Source organism: Rhodobacter xanthinilyticus (genome assembly GCF_001856665.1).
Lineage (GTDB): Bacteria > Pseudomonadota > Alphaproteobacteria > Rhodobacterales > Rhodobacteraceae > Rhodobacter > Rhodobacter xanthinilyticus.
On the sequence record NZ_CP017781.1, the window covers coordinates 490767 to 515537 of the forward strand.

The 24771-nt window shown below is 67.9% G+C and carries 24 protein-coding genes; 12 read left to right on the forward strand and 12 right to left on the reverse strand.

Features of this window, described 5'->3' with window-relative positions:
• Positions 1-12: 12 nt before the first annotated feature.
• The gene (gene cobF / locus LPB142_RS02430) at positions 13-780 is read left to right on the forward strand and encodes a precorrin-6A synthase (deacetylating) (protein WP_068766213.1); all 768 of its coding nucleotides are present in this window, start codon (positions 13-15) and stop codon (positions 778-780) included.
• Here the strand turns inward: cobF and LPB142_RS02435 are convergent.
• On the reverse strand, positions 762-1310 hold the full coding sequence (locus LPB142_RS02435) for a GNAT family N-acetyltransferase (protein ID WP_198037856.1): 549 nt from the start codon (positions 1308-1310) through the stop codon (positions 762-764). The two genes, cobF and LPB142_RS02435, sit on opposite strands and share 19 nt — an antisense overlap.
• A 156-nt stretch (positions 1311-1466) precedes the next feature.
• On the opposite strand from LPB142_RS02435, the gene LPB142_RS02440 reads away from it, so the two are divergent.
• A complete protein-coding gene (locus LPB142_RS02440) occupies positions 1467-2015 on the forward strand; it encodes a flavin reductase family protein (protein WP_071165409.1) in 549 nt (182 codons plus the stop codon).
• Here LPB142_RS02440 and LPB142_RS02445 read toward each other — a convergent pair.
• The 4 genes from LPB142_RS02445 to LPB142_RS02460 are packed head-to-tail and all read right to left on the reverse strand — an operon-like array spanning position 2012 to position 5860.
• Positions 2012-2587: a PqiC family protein gene (locus LPB142_RS02445; protein WP_068766211.1), complete on the reverse strand. Its 576-nt coding sequence runs from the start codon at positions 2585-2587 to the stop codon at positions 2012-2014. The genes LPB142_RS02440 and LPB142_RS02445 overlap by 4 nt on opposite strands.
• Positions 2588-2598: 11 nt before the next feature.
• Positions 2599-4629 carry a PqiB family protein gene (locus LPB142_RS02450; protein ID WP_083392573.1) on the reverse strand — a complete coding sequence of 677 codons (2031 nt, stop codon included), beginning with the start codon at positions 4627-4629 and terminating at the stop codon, positions 2599-2601.
• Positions 4626-5273, reverse strand: a complete 648-nt coding sequence (locus tag LPB142_RS02455) for a paraquat-inducible protein A (RefSeq protein ID WP_071165410.1) — start codon at positions 5271-5273, stop codon at positions 4626-4628. The genes LPB142_RS02450 and LPB142_RS02455 overlap by 4 nt, the downstream gene beginning before the upstream one ends.
• Positions 5240-5860 carry a paraquat-inducible protein A gene (locus LPB142_RS02460; RefSeq protein WP_071165411.1) on the reverse strand — a complete coding sequence of 207 codons (621 nt, stop codon included), beginning with the start codon at positions 5858-5860 and terminating at the stop codon, positions 5240-5242. The genes LPB142_RS02455 and LPB142_RS02460 overlap by 34 nt, the downstream gene beginning before the upstream one ends.
• A gap of 125 nt (positions 5861-5985) precedes the next feature.
• On the opposite strand from LPB142_RS02460, the gene LPB142_RS02465 reads away from it, so the two are divergent.
• The 5 genes from LPB142_RS02465 to LPB142_RS02485 all read left to right on the forward strand — a co-directional run bounded on the left by LPB142_RS02465 (position 5986) and on the right by LPB142_RS02485 (position 11889).
• Positions 5986-6855, forward strand: coding sequence for a flagellar motor protein MotB (locus tag LPB142_RS02465; protein ID WP_071165412.1), 870 nt, complete (start codon positions 5986-5988; stop codon positions 6853-6855).
• A gap of 99 nt (positions 6856-6954) precedes the next feature.
• Positions 6955-8295: a flagellar hook protein FlgE gene (locus LPB142_RS02470; protein ID WP_068766207.1), complete on the forward strand. Its 1341-nt coding sequence runs from the start codon at positions 6955-6957 to the stop codon at positions 8293-8295.
• A 27-nt stretch (positions 8296-8322) separates the two neighbouring features.
• Positions 8323-9777, forward strand: coding sequence for a flagellar hook-associated protein FlgK (gene flgK, locus LPB142_RS02475; protein ID WP_071165413.1), 1455 nt, complete (start codon positions 8323-8325; stop codon positions 9775-9777).
• Position 9778: 1 nt separating this feature from the next.
• Complete coding sequence (locus LPB142_RS02480; protein WP_071165414.1) at positions 9779-10792, forward strand: flagellin; 1014 nt, start codon at positions 9779-9781, stop codon at positions 10790-10792.
• Positions 10792-11889, forward strand: a complete 1098-nt coding sequence (locus LPB142_RS02485; protein ID WP_071165415.1) for a flagellar basal body P-ring protein FlgI — start codon at positions 10792-10794, stop codon at positions 11887-11889. Before LPB142_RS02480 ends, LPB142_RS02485 begins: the two co-directional genes overlap by 1 nt.
• Positions 11890-11919: 30 nt before the next feature.
• Here the strand turns inward: LPB142_RS02485 and LPB142_RS02490 are convergent, their stop codons facing one another.
• From LPB142_RS02490 to LPB142_RS02505, 4 genes are read right to left on the reverse strand one after another with little or no spacing between them, the layout of a single operon-like run.
• Positions 11920-13152, reverse strand: coding sequence for a pyridoxal phosphate-dependent aminotransferase (locus LPB142_RS02490; RefSeq protein ID WP_071165416.1), 1233 nt, complete (start codon positions 13150-13152; stop codon positions 11920-11922).
• Positions 13153-13159: 7 nt separating this feature from the next.
• A complete protein-coding gene (gene amaB, locus LPB142_RS02495) occupies positions 13160-14671 on the reverse strand; it encodes an L-piperidine-6-carboxylate dehydrogenase (protein WP_071165417.1) in 1512 nt (503 codons plus the stop codon).
• 20 nt (positions 14672-14691) lie between these two features.
• Complete coding sequence (locus LPB142_RS02500; protein ID WP_232230954.1) at positions 14692-16104, reverse strand: hypothetical protein; 1413 nt, start codon at positions 16102-16104, stop codon at positions 14692-14694.
• A 3-nt stretch (positions 16105-16107) separates the two neighbouring features.
• Positions 16108-17391 (reverse strand): NAD(P)/FAD-dependent oxidoreductase, encoded by a 1284-nt coding sequence (locus tag LPB142_RS02505; RefSeq protein WP_071165418.1) that lies wholly within the window; start codon positions 17389-17391, stop codon positions 16108-16110.
• Positions 17392-17869: 478 nt separating this feature from the next.
• Here LPB142_RS02505 and LPB142_RS02510 point away from each other — a divergent pair, with 478 nt between their 5' ends.
• The 5 genes from LPB142_RS02510 to LPB142_RS02530 all read left to right on the forward strand — a co-directional run bounded on the left by LPB142_RS02510 (position 17870) and on the right by LPB142_RS02530 (position 21874).
• Complete coding sequence (locus LPB142_RS02510) at positions 17870-18715, forward strand: substrate-binding periplasmic protein (protein WP_071165419.1); 846 nt, start codon at positions 17870-17872, stop codon at positions 18713-18715.
• Positions 18716-18772: 57 nt separating this feature from the next.
• Positions 18773-19534 carry an amino acid ABC transporter ATP-binding protein gene (locus tag LPB142_RS02515; protein WP_068766199.1) on the forward strand — a complete coding sequence of 254 codons (762 nt, stop codon included), beginning with the start codon at positions 18773-18775 and terminating at the stop codon, positions 19532-19534.
• A 3-nt stretch (positions 19535-19537) separates the two neighbouring features.
• Complete coding sequence (locus LPB142_RS02520; protein ID WP_071165420.1) at positions 19538-20206, forward strand: amino acid ABC transporter permease; 669 nt, start codon at positions 19538-19540, stop codon at positions 20204-20206.
• A gap of 12 nt (positions 20207-20218) precedes the next feature.
• Positions 20219-20887, forward strand: coding sequence for an amino acid ABC transporter permease (locus tag LPB142_RS02525; RefSeq protein ID WP_198037857.1), 669 nt, complete (start codon positions 20219-20221; stop codon positions 20885-20887).
• A 78-nt stretch (positions 20888-20965) separates the two neighbouring features.
• Positions 20966-21874: a LysR family transcriptional regulator gene (locus LPB142_RS02530; protein WP_068766197.1), complete on the forward strand. Its 909-nt coding sequence runs from the start codon at positions 20966-20968 to the stop codon at positions 21872-21874.
• Between the two features lie 3 nt (positions 21875-21877).
• On the opposite strand, the gene LPB142_RS02535 is transcribed toward LPB142_RS02530, so the two are convergent.
• Genes LPB142_RS02535 through LPB142_RS02545 form a run of 3 tightly spaced genes read right to left on the reverse strand, consistent with a single transcriptional unit; the run spans position 21878 to position 24709 of the window.
• A complete protein-coding gene (locus tag LPB142_RS02535) occupies positions 21878-22816 on the reverse strand; it encodes an ornithine cyclodeaminase family protein (RefSeq protein WP_156894293.1) in 939 nt (312 codons plus the stop codon).
• Positions 22817-22827: 11 nt separating this feature from the next.
• On the reverse strand, positions 22828-24084 hold the full coding sequence (locus tag LPB142_RS02540) for an FAD-dependent oxidoreductase (RefSeq protein WP_071165422.1): 1257 nt from the start codon (positions 24082-24084) through the stop codon (positions 22828-22830).
• Between the two features lie 10 nt (positions 24085-24094).
• Positions 24095-24709, reverse strand: coding sequence for a helix-turn-helix domain-containing protein (locus LPB142_RS02545; protein ID WP_071165423.1), 615 nt, complete (start codon positions 24707-24709; stop codon positions 24095-24097).
• Between the last annotated feature and the right edge of the window lie 62 nt (positions 24710-24771).

Genomic DNA, 24771 nt, shown 5'->3' on the forward strand with positions numbered 1-24771 from the left:
CGTGAGGTTGAGATGATCGAGCTGACCCTGATCGGTATTGGCACCGGCAACCCGGAGCATCTGACGCTTGAGGCCGCGCGGGCGATGAACGAGGCCGATCTGATCCTGATCCCGCTCAAGGGCGCGGAGAAATCCGATCTGGCCGGGCTGCGCCGGGAGATTTGTGCCGCGCATGTCACCCGGCCGGGGGTGAAGGTGGTGGAATTCGCGCTGCCGGTGCGCGATGCGGCGAACCCGTCCTACCGACAGGGCGTCGATGACTGGCATGACGCGATCGCCGAGGTCTGGGAGCGCGAGATCCGCGCGGGGCTCGGCGTAGCGGGCCGGGTGGCGCTGCTGGTCTGGGGCGACCCCTCGCTTTACGACAGCACGCTGCGGCTCGCCGAGCGGCTCGGCCGGCGGATGGCGGTGCGCACCCGCGTGATCCCCGGCATCACCGCGATCCAGGCGCTTTGCGCGGCCCATGCGATCCCGCTCAACGAGATCGGCGCGCCGGTCGTCATCACCACGGGGCGCCAGATCCGCGAGGCGGGCTTTCCGCCGGGCGCCGATACCGCGGTGGTGATGCTCGATGGCGACTGCTCCTTCAGCCATCTCGACCCGCGGGGGATCGAGATCTGGTGGGGCGCCTTTGTCGGCATGCGCGAAGAGATCCTGCGCGCCGGGCCCTTGGCCGAGCTCGCCGAGGAGATCCGCGCGACCCGCGCCGCAGCCCGGGCCGAGCATGGCTGGGTGATGGATATCTACCTGCTGCGCCGCGCTCAGGGCGCGAAAGTGTAACGCAGATCGGGGCCGAGGCTCTGCGCCGCGCCGCCGAATTTCTCGGCGAGGTGGATCATGCCGTGGTTCTGCGCGGTGGTGAAGACCACCATCGGCACCCCCTCGGCGTGACAGTCCGCCAGCGCCGCGCGCATCAGCCGCTCGCCCACGCCGCTGTGTTGCCAGGGCCCCTGCACGGAAAGCGCGAGCTCGCGCGCGGGGCGGCCGTCGAGCTGCGTGGGCGCGAGCTCGGCCACCGCGATCAGCCGCCGCCCGAGCCGCACACCAAGCACCCGATAGCTCGCCCAGTCGAGCGCCCGATACCGCGCCGAGAGCGCGTCAAACCGCAGGTTCGCGTTGAACCGCGCGATCCGGTCGGCCGTGTCAAGCGTGGCGAAATGCAAGATCACGAGCCCGGTGTCGCGCGGGCCCAGCGGCTGCGCCGGCCCCGGCTCTTGCGGCGCGAACAGCCGCCGTAAGCCAGCAAGACCTCCCCAGCCCGCGCGTGGCGCCGGGAACTGGAGGGTCGATTTCAGAAGAGTTGCGCTCATCGGCATGGACAGTCTCCGCCATTCATGCCTCCCCACGCGGCGATATAATGCTGCAGCGCAGAAAGCCAAGGGAAGAAGGCGCAAAGCAGCCATGAGCGGCGCGCAGGGGTTGCCCTTCTGCCCGCGCGGGGTATCTAGGGGGAAAGGGAGGCCGAGATGGGCGACAGCATCAAGATCGAACAAGCGGTGGACCGGGCCGAGCGGGCGGGCGCGGGGCATGTGCCGGACCCCGCGCAGCCGCGGCTCCTGCGCGATGCGCTCGGCGCTTTCGCGACCGGGGTGACGGTGGTCACCGCCTGCGAGGCGGGGGGCGAGGCGCCCGTCGGCATCACCGTGAACAGCTTCGCCTCGGTCTCGCTCGACCCGGCGCTGGTCCTGTGGTCGGCGGCGCGCAGCTCGCTGCGGCATGCGCATTTCTCCGCCGCGCCCGCCTTCGCGATCCATGTGCTCGGCGCCGATCAGCGCCCGATCGCCGAGCGCTTCACCCGCGGCGGGCTCGGCTTCGAGGGGCTCGAGACCGCGCGCAACGCCGAGAACGTGCCGGTGATCGCGGGGACGCTGGCGCGGTTCGAATGTATCACCGAGGCCACCCATGAGGGCGGCGATCATACGATCATCATCGGCCGCGTCGCGCGGTTCTGCCTTGCCGAAGGCGCGCCGCTCGTGTTCTCGCGCGGGCGCTACGGGGCCTTCATCGCCGATTAATCGAGCCGCGCGATCCGCTCGGCCAGCATCGCCACCGCGCGCGATTGCGCCGCCGCGATCGCGCCCGGCGCGGCCTTGTCCTCGCCCTCGATCGGCACCGAAAGCGCAAAATTCCGCACCAGATCGCGCCCGCCGCCGAGATCGGCCGGGGTGACGTAATAGGTGCCCTCGAGCACCAGCACGCCATCGGCCCGCGCCATCAGCTGCGCCACCCGCACCTCGATGCGCCGCGCCGGCCCATCCGAGAGCGGCCAGGGCTCGGCGATCACCGTCGCGCCGGAGATCTCCGAGATCTGCCGCGCGAGCGCGAGCGTCACCGCGCGCGGCGGGTCATCGGCCCAGATATTGTCCGGGCTCGAGCGCAGCGCGCCATCCGTAGTTTGCCAGGCGATCTCCTGCCCCGAGGCATATTGCGGCAAGGAGACCTCGCGCAGCTCCGCCTGACCGAGCTTGTCGGGCAGCGCCTTGGCCGCCGGCGCCGGCGCGATCGGGTAGCGCGCGGTCGCCGTCGGGTCGGAGCAACCGGCCAGCAGACCGGCGGCGGCGAGGCTCAGGATCAGCAAACGGGTCATGGTCAATCCTCTCAGCGGCCGAGAATGAAGGCGCGCGGGTTACGTTCGATCATCCGCGCGAGCGAGCCGAACGCCGCCGTGGCGCGGCGCATTTCGCGCATTGTATCAAGCACTTCGGCGTTGAAGGCGGAGCGCTCGCCATAGCTCGCGACGAGCTTCTCGGCGGTGGTCACGAGGCTCTCGAGCTTGGCGGTGAGCGCGGGCAGCCGGTCGGAGGCATCGCCGATCGCGCTCGCGGCATCCTGCGCGGCGACGAGCGTGGCGTTGAGCTTCTCGGCCGCCCCGCCGGCGCGCAGCTCCTCGAGCAGCGCGGCGGATTGCTCGAGCGTCGCCGAAAGCGCCTTGGGCAGCCGGTCGGCGCCCTCCGAGCCCAGCATCGCGCGGATATCGCCCAAGATGCCGTCGACCTTCGCGCCGATATCGGCCATCGGGATCTCGGCAGCCGCCTGCGCCGCCTTGTCGAGCGAATCGAGCGTCTCGTTGAGCCCGTCGAACTCGACCAGAACGCTGCTCGCCGCCTCGGTCACGCCGTCGATCGCCGCCAGCGTCTTCTCGGCGGCGCCGCCCTTGTTGAGCTCCTCGGTGAGCGTGCGCAGCTGCTCGAGAAGCCCCGCGAGCTCGCCCGGCACCGCGCGCGTCTCCTCGCTCTCGGCCACCGCCGCCACGCCATCGAGCGCGCGGATCGCGGAATTCATCAGCTCTTCGATCGGCAGCGCGTCGATGCGCTTGAACACGCCCTGCGCCGACGTGGCGAGGTCGTTGTCCTTCGGCCGCGTCGTCGGGATCGTCGGGTAGGGCTGGTTGGTCAGGTTCATCGTCGCGCTCGGCACATCGGGCACATCGGTGAGCTCGATGATCAGCGTCGTGCCGAGGATACCGACGCCGGCCACCCGCGCGCGCAGCCCCGTCGCGACCTCGCCCTCGAGGAAATCGGTGACCGATTGCGCATCCGAGCCGCGCGCAAGGCCGAGCCGCTCGGGCGAGAGGGCGATGACGATCTGTTGCTGGGCGAAGCGGTTGCCCTGCGCATCGGTCTCGACCTTGATCGAGATATCGGAGACCTCGCCCGCCTCGACGCCGCGGAACTGCACCTTGGTGCCGCGCTCGATGCCTTGGACGGCATCGTCAAAGAGGAGCGTGTAGCGCGCGGGCTCGGCGATATCATTGCCGAAGATCGAGCCGCGCGCGGCCTCGACCGAGGGGTAGAGGCGGAACGGAAAGCCGTTCTGGATGAAGCTGCCGCCGGTCGCGAAGGTGTCGAACTCGATCCCGCCCTGCACCAGCGAGGCCAGCGAGCGGACATCGAGGCTCACCCCCGAGGGCCCGAGCGAGACCGACACGCCCGAGGTATCCCAAAACCGCGTCGCGGTGGTCAGGCGCTTGTCATGGGGGGCGTCGATGAAGGCATCGACGATCACGCCCGAGTCGGCGGCGTTGAGCCGCAGGTTCTGGATCCGCCCGACGGTGACCCCGCGAAACAGCACCGGCGCCCCTTCGACGAGCCCGCCCGCATCCTCGGCGCGCAGCTCGACGCGGGTGCCCTTGGTCGGGTCGGGCGTGATCGGCGGCTTGTCGAGGCCGTTGAAGAGCTTGGCCTCGCCCTTCGGTTCGGCATCCCAATAGCCCTCGACGAAGGTGCCCGAGAGCACCGTGTCGAGCCGCGAGATCCCCTGCGCGGAGACCTGCGGGCGCACCAGCCAGAACCGCGCCTCGCTGTCGATGAAATGCGCGACATCCTTGTCGACGCGGATCTTCACCCGCACCGATTTCAGATCGGGCGAGAAGCCCACCGTTTCGACCTTGCCGACCTCGACCTCGCGGAATTTCAGCGGCGTCTCGCCCGGGTGCAGCCCGGTCGCATCGGCGAAATCGATCTCGATCAGCACGCCGCGGTCGGCATAGGCCTTCCAAGCCACGCCCAGCGTGATCGCCAGCGCCAGAAGCGGCACCAGCCAGATCACCGACAGCCGCGTCCAGATCGGGTTCGGCGCGGGGCTCGTGACCAGCTCGGCGGGGGCGTTTTGCTCGGGTGTGTCGGTCATGGTCCTGTCGTCCTTGCGGGGCCGCGCCAGATCAGCCGCGGGTCGAAACTTTGCGCCGAGAGCATGGTGAGCGCAACCGAGAGCGCGAAGGAGGCCGCAGCGGGCCCCGGATGGATCGAGGCGACGGTGCCCAGTTGCACCAGCGCCGAGAGAATTGCCACCACGAATACGTCGATCATCGACCAGCGGCCAATGAATTCGACGACTTCGTAGAGATGAAGATGCGGATGCGCGCCGGCGCGGCGTTCATTGCCGACCGAGAGCGCCAGATAGGCGATGGCGAGAAATTTCGAGATCGGGATCACGATCGAGGCGAGGAACACGATCGCGGCGACGAAATAGCTGCCATGGGCGACGAGCTCGACCACGCCGCCGAGGATGGTGTTTTCCTGATGTCCGGTGAGCGTGGCGGTGCGCAGCATCGGCGTGAGGTTCGCGGGGATGTAGAAGATCAGCCCCGCCAGCCACCAGGCCCAGACCCGTTGCAGCCCGCGCCCGTCGACCGGGTGCAGCCGCGCGCCACAGCGCCCGCACTCCGCCGTGCCCTCGGGCCAGACCCGCCCGCAGCGCGTGCACCCCACCAGCCCCGCATCGCGCGCGGTGAGCACGGTCATTTCCTGCCGATCGCGTCCCATATCGTCCATTGGCTGAGGAAGGCGTTTTTCAGCGCCGTCACGATGATGAGCGCGCAAAACGCCCAGAACGCCGGCCCGAGCGAGACCGAGGCGAGCCCGCCGATCTTCACCAGCGCGACCGCGGTGCCGATGATGAAGATCTCGGCCATCGACCAGGGCTCGAGCTCCTCGGCGAGACGAAAGGCCTGCGCCGCGTGCGGCCAGGCGGGGCGGGCATTGGCCAGCGGCCAGAGCACATAGATCAGCGCCCCGAACCGCAGGATCGGCAGCCCGACGATCAGCATCAAGACCGCGAAGGCCAAGGGCGCAAGGAAGCCCTCGGAAAACGCCATCGCCACCTCGAAGACCGAGCTTGCGTGCGAAAACCCCTGCGCCGAGATCTTCAGGAACGGAAAGAAGATCGCCGCGATCATCAGGATCATCGCCGTGAAGGCGAGCGCGATCACATGCAGAAACGACCGCGCCCGCGGCGTGATCAGGAGCGTGCCGCAGCGCGCGCAGGCGGCGCGCTCGCTCTCGCCCAGCCGGGCGGAGCGGTGCAGCGCATCGCAAGAGGGGCAGGCGATCAGCTGATCGAGGGGGGCGGGGCTGGACATGGCTCGAAAATAGACGCCGCGCGCGGCGAGGCAAGCCTCCAGCGGAAAAACCCGGCATTTTACCCTTTAAGCGCACATTAACAGGACCGTGCTACACCTGATCCCGGGTGAAAAGAGGTGGTGGGATGAGCGCGCGTGAAAATGCGGCGCCAGTCATCATCAAACGCAAGAAGGTCGTCGGCGGCGACGGGCACCACGGTGGGGCGTGGAAAGTGGCCTATGCCGACTTCGTGACCGCCATGATGGCCTTCTTTCTGCTGATGTGGCTGTTGAACGCAACGACGGAAAAACAACGCAAGGGGCTTGCGGATTATTTCAATCCGACGATCCCGATCAACCGGATCTCCGGCGGGGGCGAGGGCGCCTTCGGGGGCGATTCCGTCTTCTCCGAGGATCAGGTGGCGCAAACCGGCACCGGCGCGAGCGCGCAAAAGCCCGCGCAGGAGCGTCAGGCCAAGGGCCAGCAGGGCGAGGCGGCGGCCGACAAGAAGGAGGAGGCCGCGAAAGCCGAGGAGACCGCGCAGCTCGAGAAGGCCGCGCGCGATCTGCAACAGGCGCTGGCCGGGGTCGGCGGTGAGTCGATGGTGACGGAAAACCTCGCGCGCCACATCGTCACTCGGGTGACCGATGAGGGGCTGATCGTCGAGTTTTTCGACCTCGAGGAGGAGCCGCTGTTCGTCGGCGAGACCGATGAGCCGCAGCCGGTTCTGCGCGAGATCTCGAAGATGTTGGTGCGGGTGTTCGGGCTGGTGAAGAACCCGGTCGCGCTGAACGGTTATAGCAAGTCCTACCCCGAGATGTTGCGGCAAAACCCGGTCTGGGATCTATCCCTTGCGAGGGCTCAGGCGATGCGCCAGCTTCTTGAGGCCGATGGGCTCGACAAGATGCGGGTCGATCGGGTGACGGGGTTCGCCGATCGCCGGCCCGCCTCGCAACATCCGATGGCGGTGCGCAACAACCGGCTCGAGCTGATCTTGCTGCGCAACGGGAAGTGACGCCAAGGCGAGATAAATTTGACCTGTTAGGGGGATATTAAGAGTGCGTGCGGCAAGCTGCAGTCTGATCGAGGGACGCAGCAGCAGAAAGGCGCTTTCATGTCCATTTCCTCTTCGCTCAACGCGGGCGTTGCCGGTCTTGCCGCCAACGCCACTCGTCTTGCGACGATCTCGGATAACATCGCGAACTCCGGGACCTATGGCTATAAACGAGCGACCGCCGATTTCGAGAGCATGGTGCTCAATCAGGCGCGCAACTCGGGGACCTATTCGGCGGGGGGCGTGCGCGCCTCGACCGCGCGGCTGATCGATGAGCGCGGCTCGCTCGTCTCGACCTCGAACGCGATGGACCTCGCGGTGTCGGGGCGCGGGTTCCTGCCGGTCGCCACGACCACCCAGATCGAAAATACCTTCGGCGATCAGCCGCTTTTGATGACGACGACCGGGTCTTTCCACACCGACAGCGAGGGCGTGCTGCGCACCGATTCCGGGCTGGTGCTGATGGGCTGGCCCGCGAACGCCGATGGCTCGATCCCGACCCTGCCGCGGGATACGACCTCGGGCCTGCAGCCGGTGGTGATCAACGCCAACCAGACCGCGGGCGACCCGACCACGACGATGAACCTCGGCGTCAACCTGCCCTCCTGGCAGACGGAATCCGATTCGACCGGCGAGACGCTGCCGCTCTCGGTGGAGTATTTCGGCAACCTCGGTAACTCCGAGACCCTCGATGTCACCTTCACGCCGGTCGTGCCGGCCTCGGGCTCGTCGAACCAATGGACGATGGTGATCCGCGATTCCGCGACGCTTGATGACGCCTCGACCGCCGGGGTCGATGAGAGCATCCTGGGCGAATATACCCTGACCTTCGACAATACGAGCGTGAATGGCGGCACGCTGTCCTCGGTGACGACCGTTTCCGGCGCGGTCTATGACGGTGCGAACGGAACCTTGACGCTGCCCGTCGCGGAGGGGCTGCAAACGCTCACCCTGACGATCGGCAAGATCGGGGACACCAATGGCCTGACCCAGCTCGCCACCGATTTCGCGCCGACCTCGATCGTGAAGGACGGCTCGCCCGTGGGTAACCTGACTGCGGTGGAGATCGATGAAAACGGGTTCATCAAGGCGACCTATGACACCGGGTTCATCCGGACCGTCTACCAGATCCCGCTTGTCGATGTGCCCAACCCCAACGGCCTGACGGCGCTCGATAACCAGACCTATCAGGTCTCGCCGACCTCGGGCTCCTTCTTCCTGTGGGATGCCGGCGACGGCCCCACCGGCACGGTCGAGGGCTATGCCCGTGAGGGTTCCGCCGTCGATGTGGCACAGGAGTTGACCAACCTGATCCAGACGCAGCGCGCCTATTCCTCGAACGCCAAGGTCATTCAGACCGTGGACGAGATGCTGCAGGAGACGACCAACATCAAGCGCTGAGGTGACGCTCGGCGCGGAGGCTGACAGATGAGCATTTCGGGATCCCTTTCGAACGCACTCTCCGGGCTGACCGCAGCAGCCCGAATGGCCGATGTCGTCTCCTCGAACACTGCGAATGCGCTGACCGAAGGCTATGCGCGGCGGGAGATTTCTCTCGTCGCGCAGTCGGTCGGCGGCAATGGCGCCGGCGTCAAGGTCGTTGGCGTCAATCGGTCGGTGAATGAGCCGGTCTTGCAAGATCGCCGCATCGCCACGGCGGCCGCCAGCAATGCGACGGCCCGCACGGATTTCTACGCCCAGATCGAAGAGATGATCGGCACGCCCGAGGATGCCAGCTCGCTCTCGTCGCGCCTCGCAACCCTCGATTCGAGCCTGATCACCGCCGCCTCGATGCCGGAGAGTGAATCGCGGCTGTCGGCCGTGCTTTCGAGCGCGCGAAACGTCTCCGATCAGCTCAACGAGATGTCCGACGGGCTGATGCAAATTCGCATGAATGCGGACAAATCGATCTCGGCGCAGGTCGATACGCTCAACCAGTCACTCACTCAGATCGATGAGCTCAACGCGAAGATCCTCGCGGTCCGCAGCTCTGGCAGCGATGCGACCGCGCTCCTCGATCAGCGCCAGGCCCTCGTCGACAAGGTGTCCGAGATCGTTCCGGTGCGCCAGTTGCAGCGCGATAATGACCAGATCGTCCTTTACACCACCGGCGGCGCGATCTTGCTCGAGGGGAACCCGGCGGAGATCGGCTTCACCCCGACCCCGGTGATCACCGCCGGCATGACCCGCGAAAATGGCGCGTTGAGCGGGTTGACGATCAACGGGATGGCGGTTTCTCCCGCCGACGATGGCGTCCTGGGGGGCGGAACCCTCGGGGCCATGTTCGCGGTGCGCGACGAGCTTGCCCCCGAGGTTCAAAGCCAGATCGACGCGGTCGCGCGGGATCTGATCGAACGGTTTTCCGACAGCGCGGTGGACCCGACCCTCACCGCCACGACGCCCGGGCCTTTCACGGATGGCGGGGCGGTCTTCGATGCAAGCCTCGAGGTCGGGCTTGCCGGGCGGATCGAAATCAACGCCGCCGCAGATCCGGAACAGGGCGGTGCGCTTTGGCGCCTTCGCGACGGTATGGGCGCGACAACCCCGGGCGATGTCGGAAACTCGACCCTGCTCGTCGCGCTCAGCGACGCGCTCAACACCGAGCGCGTGCCCGCTTCCGGCGATTTCGGCCTCTCGATGCGCAGCGCCTCCGGGCTCGTGTCCGATCTGCTTTCCTCTGTCTCGAGCGATCGCCAGGCTTCGGAAACCGTGCAGTCCTACACCACCGCGCGGCAGGAAACCCTGAACGAGATGGCCCTCGCCGATGGGGTCGACACCGATTACGAGCTGCAAACTCTGCTCAAGGTCGAACAGGCCTATGCCGCAAATGCGCGCGTTATCAAGACCTTGGATGAACTCATGCAGCAACTGTTGAGCTGGTAAGATGAATTACATTTCCGTCGGCGACATGGCTCAGACCTATCAGATGCGGCTCCATAATACGCAGCTGAAAACCACGCTCAACCGCCTCTCGGAGGAGGTCGTGACCGGCATTCAGAAAGACGTCGGAAAAGCCGTCGGGGGCGATTTCACGATGCTCTCCTCGATCAACCGCTCGATCTCCGCGATCGCCTCTTACGATCAGGCGACGGCCGAGGCGGGGATCTTCGCCGATGCCATGCAAAACAGTCTCGATCTGATGCGCACCTCGGCGAGCGAAATCGGGGTGAGCCTGATGTCGGCTGCGACGAGCTCGACGCCGACCCTCGTCAACACCACGGTCGCCACCGCCAGCGACATGTTCTCCTCGATCGTGGATGCGCTGAACACCAATGTCTCCGGGCGCTATGTCTTCTCCGGCACGGCGACCGATACGAAGCCCCTCGACGCGGCCGAAGATATTCTGAGTGCGCTGGGCGCGCATGTTGCCGGCCTGACAACCTCTGCTGATATCGAGGCGGCGGTCGAGGCCTGGTTCATGGCCGATCCGGGTGATGGTGGGTTCATCGACCAATCCTACCACGGCAGCCAGTCCGAGCTCGGTCCGATCCGCGTGGCCGATGGCCAGACCGTCAAGCTGCAGATGCGTGCCGTCGATCCGGAGATTCGGGAGGCTCTCGCCGGCTTTGCCCTCGCCGCATTGGTGAGCAACAACTACGTCGGTTCCGATTTCACCATCCACTCCGAGCTCGCGCAAGCCTCCGGGGAGCGGATTGTCGCGGCGGGCAGCACGCTTGCCTCCCTGCAGGCCGGCGTGGGCAGTGTTCAGGGCCGCATCTCCGATGCCCAGACCCAGAATGCCGCCGAGAAATCGTCGCTCGAAATCGCCCGCACCAATTTGATCGGCGCCGACCCCTACGACAGCGCGACGGCGCTCGAGGCGGCGCAATCGCAGCTTGAAACCCTCTATACCTTGACCGCGCGACTCTCGTCGCTCTCCTTGGCGGATTATCTGTGATGAAACTCCTCCTCGCTCTCGTCCTCGCGCTGCTGCCGGCCCTCGCCTCTGCCGCGCCCATCCGCATCAAGGATCTCGTCGAGTTCGACGGGGTTCGCGGCAACGATCTCGTCGGTTACGGCTTGGTGGTCGGCCTCAATGGCACGGGCGATGGCATCCGCAACTCGCCCTTCACCGAGGATATCATGTCCAATATCCTCGAGCGGCTTGGCGTTAACGTTACCGGCGAGCAATTCCGACCAAAGAACGTCGCGGCGGTCATGGTGACCGCGACGCTGCCCCCCTTCGCGCGGGCGGGGAGCAAGGTCGATGTCACGGTCTCTGCCATCGGTGATGCCAAAAGTCTGCTGGGCGGGACGCTGATCATGACGCCGCTGAACGCGGCAGATGGTGAGATCTACGCCGTCGCGCAGGGCACGATCATCGCTGGCGGCGTGTCTGCGGAGGGGCAGGGCGCGTCCGTCGTTCAAGGCGTGCCGACCTCCGGCTCGATCCCCGGGGGCGGTCGCATCGAGCGAGAAATCGCCTTTGAGCTCAACAGCTTGCAAACGGTTCGCCTGGCCCTGCGCACGCCCGATTTCACCACCGCCGGGCGTATCGAACAGGCGATCAACAAGGAATTCGGCAGCCGGGTCGCGACCATGCAGGACGCTGGCACCGTTGCGGTCGATATCCCGCGGGCCAACATGCGCTCGGCGGCGCATGTGTTGGGGCGGCTCGAGAACATCCCGGTCGAGCCCGAGCGGCGCGCGCGCGTCGTCGTCGATCAACGCTCGGGGACGATCGTCATGGGGGATGACGTGCGCATCTCCCGCGTCGCGGTCAGCCAGGGGAACCTGACGCTGCGGGTCGAGGAGGCGCCGCTCGTGGTGCAGCCGAACCCCTTTGCCGAGGGGCAAACCGTTGTCGTCCCGCGCACCCAAGCCTCGATCCAGGAAAACCCCGGCATCCATATGGCGGAGGTGGCCGAGGGCAGTTCGCTTTCCGAGGTCGTCGCGGGGCTCAACGCCCTTGGCGTGAGCCCGCGCGACATGATCGATATCCTCAAGAGTATCAACTCGGCCGGTGCGCTCCACGCCGAATTCGTGGTGAACTGAGCGGCGCGAAGCCGGAGCGCCGGGCGGCTCTCAACCTGCAAGCCCGGCGCAGGCGGCGGTGATCCGGTCCAGCGCGCTGCGCAACTCCGCCTCCGAGGTCGCGTAGGAGATCCGGAAATAGGGCGAGAGGCCAAAGGCGGCGCCGGGCACCATCGCGACATCGGCCTCCTCCAGAAGCCAGGCGCAAAATGCCCGATCCGAGTCGATCACCCGCCCCGACGGGGTCGTTTTCCCGATCACGCCTGCGCAGGAGGCGAAGGTATAAAACGCCCCCTCGGGCACGCGACAGCTGATCCCCGGGATCGCGTTCAACGCCCCCACCACCATGTCGCGCCGCTTCTGGAAACTCGCGGCGCGCTCGGCCAGATAGTCCTGCGGCCCGGTCAAGGCGGCGAGCGCGCCCGCCTGGCTGATCGAGCTTGGGCAGGAGGTCGACTGGCTCTGCACCACCGCCATCGCCTTGATCAGCGCCTCGGGCCCGCCGGCATAACCGATCCGCCAACCGGTCATCGCATAGGCCTTCGAGACCCCGTTCACCGTCAGGATCCGATCCTTCAGCCGCGGTTCCAACGCCGCAGGCGTCACGAACCGGAAACCGTCGTAAACGATATGCTCATACATGTCGTCGACCATCAGCCAGATCTGCGGACGCCCGAGCAGCACCTCGAGCAGCGGCCGGTAATCCGCCTCCGCATAGGCCGCGCCCGTCGGGTTCGAGGGCGAGTTGAGCAAGACCCATCGCGTGCGCGGCGTGATCGCGGCGGCGAGATCCTCGGCCGAGAGTCGGAACCCCTGCGCGCCGTCGCAAGGCACCGCGACCGGCACGCCGCCCGCGATCTGCACGATGTCGAAATACGAGGTCCAGCACGGCGTCGGGATGATCACCTCATCGCCCGGGTTGAGGCTCGCCATGAAGGCGTTGAACAGGATCTGCTTGGCCCCCGCCGCGACAGTGATCTCTGCGGGCCCATAAACGACCCCGTTCTCGCGCCGGAACTTCTCGGCGATCGCGGCTTTCAGCTCGGGCGTACCGTCAAGCGCGGTGTATTTCGTCTGGCCGAGCGCCATCGCGGCACTCGCGGCCTCTTTCACATGCTCGGGAGTGTCGAAATCGGGCTCGCCCGCGCCGAGGATGATCATCGGTCGCCCCGCGCGTTTGAGCGCGCCGGCGCGCGCGCCGATCTGCAAGATCTCGGAAACGCCGAGCGTGGCGATCCGATCGGCCGGGACGAACCCGGCCGTTTCATTGAATTTTTCGGTCATGCCCGCCTCAGTCGATATCGAAAACGACGCCCTGCGCCAGCGGCAGCTCGCGCGAGAAGTTGATCGTATTGGTCGCGCGGCGCATGTAGCCCTTCCACGCATCCGAGCCGCTCTCGCGCCCGCCGCCGGTCTCTTTCTCGCCGCCGAACGCGCCGCCGATCTCGGCGCCCGAGGTGCCGATATTGACATTGGCGATCCCGCAATCCGAGCCGCGCGCCGACAGGAAGGTCTCCATCTCGCGCATGTCGAGCGTGAAGATCGACGAGCTCAGCCCCGCGCCGACCGCGTTGTGGCTCTCGAGCACGGCATCGAAGTCATTGTATTTCATGACATAAAGGATCGGCGCGAAGGTCTCTTCGAGAACCGGCCCGGTTTGCTCGGGCATTTCGACCAAGGCCGGGTGCACATAATAGGCCGCGTTCGAGGCGACCGAGGCGCGCGCCCCGCCATGGACCTTGCCGCCCGCCGCCCGCGCGGCCTCGAGCGCGCTCTGCATCGCGTCGAAGGCGAGCTTGTCGATCAGCGGCCCGACGAGCGCCTGCGTCTCGAGCGGGTTGCCCACCGAAACGCTCGCATAGGCCTTGATCAGCCGCGGCACCAGCGCGTCATAGACGCTCTCATGCACGAAGAGCCGGCGCATCGTGGTGCAGCGTTGGCCCGCCGTGCCCATCGCGCCGAAGGCGACCGCGCGCAGCGCCATGTCGAGATCGGCCGAGGGGCAGACGATGCCCGCGTTGTTGCCGCCGAGCTCGAGGATCGAGCGCCCGAACCGCGCCGCGACCTTCGGCCCGACGATCCGGCCCATGCGGGTCGAGCCAGTGGCCGAGATCAGCGCGACATCATGGCTCTCGACGAGCGTGTTGCCGACATCGCCCGCGCCGATCAGCACCTGCGAGAGATCTGCCGGCGCCGCGCCGAACCGCGCCAGCGCGCGTTCGAGGATCGCCTGGCTCGCAAGCGCGGTGAGCGGCGTCTTTTCCGAGGGTTTCCAGATCACGCTGTTGCCGCACACGAGCGCGAGCGCGGTGTTCCACGACCAGACCGCGACCGGGAAGTTGAAGGCCGAGATCACGCCGACGACGCCGAGCGGGTGCCAGGTTTCCATCATCCGGTGGCCCGGGCGCTCGGTCGCGATGGTCAGGCCGTAAAGCTGGCGCGAGAGGCCGACCGCGAAATCGCAGATGTCGATCATCTCCTGCACCTCGCCGAGGCCCTCGGACGGGCTCTTGCCGGCCTCGATCGAGACGAGACGGCCGAGCGCGTCCTTCGCGGCGCGCAGCTCCTCGCCCAGAAGCCGCACGAGCTCGCCGCGCTTGGGCGCGGGCACCTCGCGCCAGGCCTTGAACGCCACCTTGGCGCGCGCGATCGCGGCCTCGGCGGTGGCGGGGGTGTCGGTCACCAGGGCGCCGATCTGCTCGCCGGTCACCGGGCTGAAGCTGGCCATCGGCCCGCCGGTATAGAGAGCGGCATCGACGCCGAGCTGATCGAGGAGCGTTTTGGCTTCGGTTGCAAGCGACATGGGGGTCCTTCCTGTGGGTCTTATTCGACGAAATGGATGAGGGTGACGAGCGCCGCCGCGAGGGCGAGGCCGTAGAGGGTAAAGCCGCGGTTGATCGTGAAGGTCACCCGCGCGGGGGAGAGCCCGAGCGCGCGGCCGGTGATGATCGACATCGCCGAGATCGGCGAGGCGGAGATCGCGAGCGCCCAGGCAAAGCAGAGCGCGAGCGCGAGCGAGAGCGGGTGGGCGGCGCCGACCGGCCCCGCGCCGAAGAGCTGCGCGGCCATCACCATCACGATCGAATGGGGGATGAGCGCGGCGCCGGCGAGCGGGATCAGCACGAGGCAGCCGAGGATGATCGCGAGCGCGGGCAGCGCGCCGCTTTCGATCAGCGCGCCGATGCCGAGCGCGTTGAGCGCGAGCGAGACGCCCGCCCCGATCACCGCCGCGGCGAGGAAGATCGTCGCCTCGTTCGCCATCGTGCTCGAGGCCTCGGCGAGCGTGTCGAGCGGGTTTTGCCGGCGGGCCGGGCGGGCGGCGGGCTCGAGGATCGGCCAGAGCAGGGCGAGGAGCGGCAGCACGAGGCAGGCCGCGACGAGGAAGCTCACATCGAGCGCGCGGTGGAGCGCGAGCGTCACCGCGATCAGCCCCGCCACCCCGGCGAGGATCGCGCCGAGCGCCCGGGCCCCGCCCGCGGGCGCTGTGCTTTCCGGGTCGGGCGCGGTGGCGCCGCGGTCAAAGGCCAGCGCGCCGAGCGAGACGAGCATCGCGGCGCCGAAGCTCACCCCGAGAAACACCACCGGATCGAGCGCCGGGATCGCCGAGGTCACGATCGCAAAGCCCACCCCGATCGGGTTCCAGACCGTCATCAGGAGCGTGCCGCGCAGCGCCGCGAGCGTGACCGGGCCCGGGTCGAGGCCGGGCTTGCCCTCCGCGCGCGCCCGCGCGGCATGGTCGGCGGCGATATCGGACATCATCCCGATCGTGCCGATGTTGAACAGAACCGAGAGGAATTGCGCGCCGAAGGTCATCGCCGCCGCGCGCATCCGGGCGGGGAAGGCGAAGAGCTGCGCCGCCGCCGCGCCGATCACCTTCGAGGCGCGCACCGGCGCGCGGATCAGCCCGAGCGTGGTCAGAAAGGCCGAAAACGCCGTGCCCTGCATCAGCGCGCGTTCCATCGCGGGCAAGGCTTCGGGCGCGGTGAGCGCCACCGTCGCCGCCACGACCAGCGCGCCGATCGCGAAGACCCGGGCGATCTTGTTCACCGCGCCGAGCCGCAAGAGCGCAAGCGCGACCGCCGCCGCCGCCGCGAGCCCGTTCAGCGCCGCGAGCTCGGGCCAGAGACGCGCGCCGATCTGCCCGGCCAGAAGCCCCGCGATCATCACGACCGCAAGCCCGCCCGAGACCCGGCGCAGCCCCGCACCGCGCGCCGCCATCGTGACCCCGCTCTGCATCGCTCAGACCCGGTCCGAGACGAAATGCTTCAGCCCCGCGCCCGCCGCGTAATAGGCGAATTTCGCCTCGCGCAGCGCCGCGGTTTCGACCTTGGTGACCGGCAAAGGCATCGCCTCGAGCGGCAGATCGCACAGGATATGCCGCGCGAGCGCCTTGCCAAAGACCGTGCCCGGCGCGATCCCGCGGCCGTTGTAGCCGCAAAACGTCAGCGCGCGCTCGCCAAAGACATGCAGCCGCGGCAGGTTGTTCGCGGTCATCCCGATCCGGCCCCACCATTCGGTCTCGAAGCCCACGCCCGCGAGCTGCGGGAAGATCTTGTGCATCGCGCGCAGCGCCCAGGCGCGATGCGTGGCGCGATCGAGCCCGCCGAGCCGGCCGACCGAGCCGAAGACGAGCCGCCCCATCTTGTCCATCCGGAACGACGAGAGCACATCGGGCGTATCCCAGCAGCCCTCGCCGCCCGGCAGGATCGCGGCGCGCAGCGCCTCGGGCAGGACCGGCGTCGACATGTTGAAATAGGGCAGGATCACCTGTTCCTGAACGATCTCGGGGAAGACCTTTTCGGTATAGGCGTCCGAGGCCGGGATCAGCCATTTCGCCTTCATCGTGCCGCCCGGGGTGCGCAAGACCCAATCGGCCCCCGCCCGCGCGATGCCGCTCACCGGCGAGCTCGCATGGATCACCGCCCCCGCCTTGATCGCCGCATGGGCGAGCCCGCGGGCATAGGCGAGCGGCTGGATCGTGCCCGCGCGATGATCGAGCAGCGCGCCCCTGTAGCGCCCGCCGCCGACGCGCCGCCGGGTCTCGGCCGCGTCGAGCAGCTCGACCGGCGCGCCGCGCGCCTGCCATTGCCGCATCCGGTCGGAGACCTCCGCCAGCCCCTTGCGCCCGACCGCCAGATGCAGCGTGCCGTTATGCACCGCCTCGCAGTCGAGACCATGGCGCTTGACGATCGAGAACACCTCGCCCGGCGCATTGCCGAGAAATTCCAGAAGCCGCGCGCCATACTCCGCGCCGAGCGCATTGGGCAGCTCCTCGGGCATCACCCACATCCCGGCATTGACCAGCCCGACATTGCGCCCCGCGCCGCCAAAGCCCGGCTCGACCGCCTCGAGGATCGTCACCGAAACCCCCGCTTGAGCCAGATGCAGCGCCGCCGACAGCCCGGTATAGCCCGCGCCGATGATCGCGACCTCGGTCTCGGCCGCGCCGGAGAGGGCGGTGAGTGCCGGGGCAGGGGGGGCGGAGAGCTCCCAAAGGCCGTGGCTGAGAGGATCGTTAAGCATCGTGAGGCTCCGGGATCAGACGTGCGGCCCATCTGCCGCCGCCCAAGGGGTGCCCGAAATCGGCGCCGAATTCCAGTTCTGTGTGCGTCACACGTCATTCCGATGTGGAATGTCTCGCGCGGGGCGCGGTCATTCCGAATACGATCGGCGGGAAACGGCGTGCGACCGGGCGAAACATCGGGGGAGGCCCGGCATTTCGTTGATTTTAGAGCGTTTTTGTGGCGTTCAAGAATCAATCACCGCCAGATTGAAAGCGCTGAAACTTTAATCACTCGCAAAATCGGCAAAATATCTGCTCAAAACGTCATGCCGCAGCGCGGCGCTAACCGCCCGTTTTGCAAGGTTATCCCACAAAGTCATTCTCAAATGGAATGATTTTTTGCGCATCGCTTGATTGTTCCGCCCGCGCGACCGGGGCCTTTGAAGACCAAGCCCACGGCAAGAGACCGGGGCCTGTCCAATCTTCAGGGAGATATCCGTGACCCATCCGCTTCCCTTCGCGCTGCGCCGTCTCGCCCTTGGCGGCCTCGTCGCCGCCGCCCTTGCCGCCCCGCTCGCCACCCCCGCCGCCGCGCAATCGCCCGAAGAGGGCTGGGCGGGCGTGCAGGCCGCGGGCAAGCTGCGCTGCGGCGCGGCCGTCTTCCCGCCCTATGTGATGCGCGACCCGGTCACCGGCGACTACAGCGGCTTCTTCGCCGATCTGTGCCGCGAATTCGGCGAAGAGGTGCTCAACGTGCCGGTCGAATTCGTCGACACCACCTGGGACAACATCGTCGCGGGCGTGCAGACCGGCAAATGGGATCTCTCGCTCGCGCTCAACCGCACGCCGACCCGCGCCCTCGCCATCGCCTTCTCGGACCCGGCGGTGCCCTATGAAATCACGCTCCTCTACAACAAGGACAACCCGAAGATCCCGGCCGACGCGAAGGGCCTTGCCGATCTCGACAAGGAAGACATCACCATCGCCGTCGTCTCCGGCACCGCGATGGACAAATCGGTCAGCCCCTTGGTGAAAAACGCCAAGGTCGTGCGCCTGCCGTCCTCGGATGAGGCGCGCCTTGCGGTGATGTCGCGCCGCGCCGATGTGCTGGCCGACCCCTCGGACACCAACCGCCTGTTCATCGCCGCCAACAAGGATTGGGCGGTCGATCTCGCGCCGCAGCCGGCAATCTCGAAACAGGGCATCGGCTTTGGCCTGAACGCCGCCTTCCCGGCCAAGGATATCGCCGCCCTCAACATCTTCATTGAGGAGAAGGTCGCGACCGGCCATGTCGAGGCCCTCGTCGACAAGGCCGTCCAGGAGGTTCTGGCCGAGGGCCAGTAACCGCGAAACCGGCGGGCGGGGCAACCCGCCTGCCCCCCCAGCGCAAGAGCAAAGACGATGGTTCAGGACAAGCTCCTCAAAATCCACAACCTGCACAAATCCTACGGCGATCTGGAGATCTTCAAGGGGCTCAGCCTCTCGATGGATCGCGGCGACCGGCTGGTGATCATCGGCCCCTCCGGCGGGGGCAAGTCGACGCTTCTGCGCATCGTGATGGGGCTCGAGGAGATCGTCGGCGGCGATGTCTATCTCGACGGCAAGCCCTATATCTTCCGCGATGGCGGAAAGACCCGGATCGAGCGCAAGTTGCAGGCGCGCGTGGGCATGGTGTTCCAGCATTACACCCTCTTCCCGCATCTCGACATCCTGCGCAACCTGACGCTCGCGCCGATCAAGACCCGCGGCACCTCGCGCGCCGAGGCCGAGGAAAAGGCGATGGCCCTGCTGACCCGCTTCGGCCTCGCCGCCAAGGCCCGCGCCTATCCCTCGCAGCTCTCCGGCGGCCAAAAGCAGCGCGTCGCGATCGCCCGCGCGCTGATGCTCGACCCGGATCTCTTGCTCTTCGACGAGGTGACCTCGGCGCTCGACCCCGAGCTCGTGGCCGAGGTCGAGGCGGTGATGATGGAGCTCGCCGCGGCGGGCATGCCGATGATGATCGTCACCCATGACATGCATTTCGCCCGCAATATCGCGAGCCGCGTGGTCTTTGCCGCGGGCGGCGTGGTGGTCGAGGATGGCCCGCCCGAACAGGTGCTCGACGCGCCGCAGGTCGCGCGCACGCGCGAATTCGTCGAGCGGGTCTTTGCGCGGAAGAAATGAGCCATGAATTATGACCTGCAATTCTTCTACGTCTGGCAAAACCTCGACAAGCTCGGCCAGGGGCTCCTGATCTCGCTCGAGCTCACGGTGCTGGCCAATCTGATCGGGCTGAGCCTCGGCTTTGTCATCGCGCTGATGCTGCGGGCGCGCACGGTGGCGCTGCGGGCGCCGGCCTCGGCGCTCGTCGAGGTGTTTCGCTGCACCCCGGTGCTGATCCAGGTGGTGTGGTTTTTCTACTGCGTGCCGATCCTCTTCAACCTCTTCGTCGATCCGATGGTGATGGGGGTGCTGGCGCTCGGGCTGAACCTCGCCGCCTTCAACGCCGAGGGCTACCGCGCCGCGATCCAGTCGGTGCCGCGCGAGCAATATGACGCCTGCTCCGCGCTCGGGCTCTCGGGCTGGACGCGGGTGCGCCATGTGATCTTGCCCCATGCGCTGCGCGCCGCGCTGCCGGTGCTGATGACCAACGGCATCACCATCTTCCAGCAAAGCGCGCTGGTCGCGCTCGTGGCGATCCCGGACCTGATGTATGAGGGCAAGATGCTCGCCACCGAGACCTATCGCCCGATCGAGACCTATACCGTCGTCGCGCTGATCTATTTCGCGATCTCCGCGCCGATCTCGCTGATCGTGCAGCGCATCGAGGCGCGGTTCGACCGCGTCCAGGCCTGAGGGAGCCCCGCCATGATGCATTTCGACCCGACCCTGCCGCTGAAATATTGGGATGCGCTCCTGATCGGGCTGTGGATGAGCCTGCGGCTGACGCTGATCTGTCTGGTGCTGGGCGTCGCGCTGGGCTTCCTGACCTCGCAGGCGCGCCGCGCGCGGTTCGCGCCGCTGCGTGCCCTCGCGGTGCTCTATGTCGAGCTCTTCCGCGGCACGCCGGTGCTGATCCAGCTCTTCTGGATCTTCTATTGCCTGCCGCTTCTCTTGGGGTTTGAGCCCGGCAACTTCGCCTCCGCCGTCATCGCGCTCTCGCTCTACGCCGGGGCGATCACCTCCGAGACCTTCCGCGCCAGCCTGAAATCGATCCCGCGCGAGCAATATGACACCTGCCGCGCGCTCGGCATCACCGGGCTGAGCCTGGCGCTCTGGGTGGTGATGCCGCAGGCGCTCCTGCGCGCGATCCCGACGCTTTTGTCGAACGCGGTCGCGCTCTTCAAGGAAAGCGCGCTGATCTCGGCGGTGGGCATGGCCGATCTGATGTTCATCGGCTCCTCGATCTCGAACCGCACCGGCCGGCCCGTCGAGATGCTGACCGCGGTGGCGATCATCTATTTCGTGGTGGCCTTCCCGCTGACCCGGGTGGTGGGGCGCGTCGAGGCGCGGATCCTGCGCCGGCTGGCGGTCTGAGCGGGCGGGGGGCAGAAAATGCTTGTCTCGCCGCGGGGGCCGCGCGACATCAGGCAGGTCTCTCTCGGAGCCCTGCTGATGAAAACCCCGCGCCGTTTCCTGCCCTCGCTCTCGCTTTTGCAAGCCTTCGAGGCGGCGGCGCGGCTGCAATCGATCACCGGCGCCGCGGCCGAGCTCTCGCTCACCCAAAGCGCCGTCTCGCGCCAGATCCGCGCGCTCGAGGAACAGCTCGGCACCGTGCTCTTTCACCGCGAGAAACAGACGATCCGGCTGACCCATGGCGGGGCGACCTATGCCCGCGAGGTGCGCGAGGCGCTGCAAAAGATCTCGCAGGCCTCGATGAACCTGCGCGCCAACCCACATGGCGGCACGCTCTCGCTCGCGATCTTGCCGACCTTCGGCACGCGTTGGCTCGCGCCGCGGCTGCCGGCGTTTCTGGCCGCCAATCCGGGGATCACGATCAACCTCGTCACCCGGCTGACGCAGTTCGATTTCTCCGCCGAGACGGTCGATGCCGCGATCCATTTCGGGCGCACCGATTGGCCCGGCGCGGCCTTCACCTATCTGATGGGCGAAGATGTCGTGCCCGCCTGTTCGCCGGCGATGGCGGCGCGGTTCGGCTTTGGCGCGCCCGCCGATCTGCGCGCCGCGCCGCTCCTGCATCTGACCTCGCGCCCCGATGCCTGGGAGAAATATTTCGCCCGCAACGGGGTCGATGCCGAGAATGTCCACGGCATGCTCTTTGACCAATTCGCCACCGCCGCGCAGGCCGCCGCGGCCGGGCTCGGCGTCGCGCTCCTGCCGACCTTTCTGATCGAGGATGAGATCGCCGCGGGGCGGCTCGTGCGCGCGTTTGATGCGCCGATGCGCTCGGATGAGGCCTATTACCTCTGCTGGCCGCGCGATCAGGGCGATTACGAGCCGCTGCGCCAGTTCGCCGATTGGCTGGTGGGGGAGGCCCGCGCCTTCGAGGCGGCGCGGGCCTGAGGCTCAGGCCGTGAGGCTCTCATAGGCCAGAACGGCCGCCGCCAGATCCTCGATCGCAGAGCCCACGCCCTTGAAGAGCGTGATCTCCTCGGCCGAGGCGCGCGGGCGCAGATCGTCCCGGCAAAGCCCCGCGAGCGTGCCCTCGATATCGGCCTTCGAGATCGCCCCCGAGGCCAGCGGGATCGCGATATCGCCGCTCTCGACCATCGCGTGATCGGTGTCGAGGAAGATCCGCGCCCGCGCCAGAACCTCGTCATCGGCCTCGCGCATCTCGGGCGTGAAGGAGCCGATCAGGTCGATATGCTGGCCCGGTTGCAGCCATTCCCCCTCGATCAGCGGCGCGCGCGAGAGCGTCGCGCAGGAGATGATCTCGGCGCGCTTCACCGCGGCCTCGAGATCGGGCACCGCCCGCGCATTGAGCCCGCCGCGGCGCAGCTCGACCGCGAGCGCCTCGGCCGAAGCCGCGGTGCGCGACCAGATCTCGATCTCCTCGATGGCGAAGGCCGCGCGGTAGGCCCAGGCGAGGTTCGCCCCCACGCGCCCCGCGCCCACGATCAGCATCTTGCGGCTCTCGGGCCGCGCGAGGCGCTTGGCGGCGAGCGCCGAGGCGGCCGCCGTGCGCCGCGCGGTCAGCTCGCCCCCGTCAAGGAGCAGCTTGTGCACCCCCGTCAGCCGGTCGAAGAGGATATAGCTCGAGGCGATCGCCGGCAGCCCGCGCCCGGCGTTGCCCGGATGCACGTTGACGATCTTGACGCCGCCCCAACCCGCCTGCTGCCAGGCCGGCATCAGGAGCAGCACATCATCCGCCGCGCCCGGGGTCTTCATGAAATGATGGTGGCGCAGCGGCACCTCGGCGCCCGCGCGGAACCCCGCATCGAGCGCCGCGATCAACGCGCCAAAGGGCAGCGCGGCCCGGGTGTCTTCAAGGCTCAGAACTCGCATCTCTCTCTCCTTCAGATCGCGTCAAGCCAGCGCGCGCGCGAGGAAATATCGCGCAGCGCGGGCGGTTCACCGGCCATCGCCTGCGCCAGAATCTCGCCCGCGCCGAGGCTCATCGTCCAGCCGAGCTGGCCGTGCCCGGCGTTGATCCAGAGGTTCGAATGGGTGCGCACGCGGCCAAGATAGGGCGGGCCCGCCGGCGTCGTGGGGCGCAGGCCGGTCCAGAATTCCGGGGTCTCGAGATCGACCGCGGCGCCAAAGCGGCGGCGGACATAGGCGTCAAGGAGCGCGGTGCGCGCGGGCGGCAGGCTGCGGTCGCGACCGGCGAATTCGGCGATCGCGGTGACGCGCAGCCGGTCGCCGTAATTGGCAACGGCGAGAAGCTCGGTCTCGTCGACGAAGGGCAGCCGCGGCACGCCGGCGGGGTCGGTGATCCGCCAGGTGCCGGAATAGCCCTTCACCGGGTAGATCTGCGGCACGAAGCCCAAGGGGCGGGTGAGGTCGGCCGTCTCGACCCCGGTGGCGAGCACCACCGCCGAGCAGGCGATCGGCCCGCGATCGGTCTCGACCGCGGTGATCCGTCCGAGGCTTTGGGCAAAGCCCGTCACCCGCGTCTCGAAGCGCATGGCCACGCCCGCGCCGCCGAGCCAGGCCGCCGTGCGCCGGGTGAAGAGCGCGCAATCGCCCACCGAGTCGATCCGGCTCAAGAGCCCGCCCGCGAGCCGCTCGCCCATCGCCGCAAGGCTCGGCTCGCGCGCGACCAACTCCTCGCGGCTCAGCGCGGTGATCTCGCCGCCCTCGGGCAGTTTCGCGCGGTAGCGGGCGAATTGCGCTGCATCCTGGAAGAGATAGAGCGCGCCCTCGTGCCAGGTGTCGACCGGCAGGCCCATCTCGGCCTCGGCGGCGGCGAGCCGGTCGCGGCTGAACCGGCTCAGCCGCTGCTCGGCCGAGGTGTTGCGCGCGTTTGCGGCGGGGGTGCAATGGCGGAGGAACTCCACCCCCCAGCGCCAGAGCGCCGGGTCGAAGGGCCGCGTGACCTTGACCGAGGGCTCGCGCCCGACCAGCGCGCGCAGGAGCGCCGGGATCGCCGCGGGCTCGGCCCAGGCCTTCGCATGGCCCACCGCCAGCATCCCCGCATTGCCGCGCGAACACATCTCCGCCGCGCCCGGCAGCGCGTCCACCACCACCACCTCGGCGCCTCGCAGGCGCAGCGCGCGGGCGGTCATCACCCCCACCACGCCCGCGCCAATCACCACCACCGGATCGCTCATCTCTCTCTCCTTACCGGGTCTCGCGCGCGTCGCAGACCCACAAAACCACCGCCGGCTCGGGGCTCAGCGACACCAGCGCATGGCCCATCGCGCTGTCGAAGGCGAAGCTGTCGCCCGGGCCGAGCTCGACGGGCGCGTAATGTTCGGTCCAGACCTGCACGCGCCCCGATTGCACGATCACCTGTTCCTGCCCCGGATGGGCCTGCAGCGCCTCGAAGTCCTCGCGCGCGCGGGCGAGGATCTCGGCGCGGAAGACGAGATAGGGCTTCGCCGCCACCTCTTCGCCCAAGAGCTCGAGCCGGTAATGCGGCGTCTCGACGACCCGCCCCTCACCCGCCCGCGTCAGCGCCCGCCAGCCCGCGAACCCCTGCCGCGCCTTGAAGGACAAGAGCTCGCGCAGCCCGACGCCAAAGCCCTCGGTGATCTTCGAGACGACATCGAAAGTGGGCGAAAGCTGGCCGTTCTCGATGCGCGACAGCGTCGCGGCCGAAACCCCGCATTGCGCCGCCGCCGCCGCCAGCGTGCGCCCGCGCGCCAGCCGCAGCGCCTTGAGATTGGCGCCGATATCGACCGGCCCGGTCTCGGCGGGGGTCTCGTTCAGCGCACGGATTTCGGTTTTCCACATGGCGGGCTCCGGGGCGGTTTGCGCTAGATACGCAACAAATTTGCGTATCCGCAACAAATATC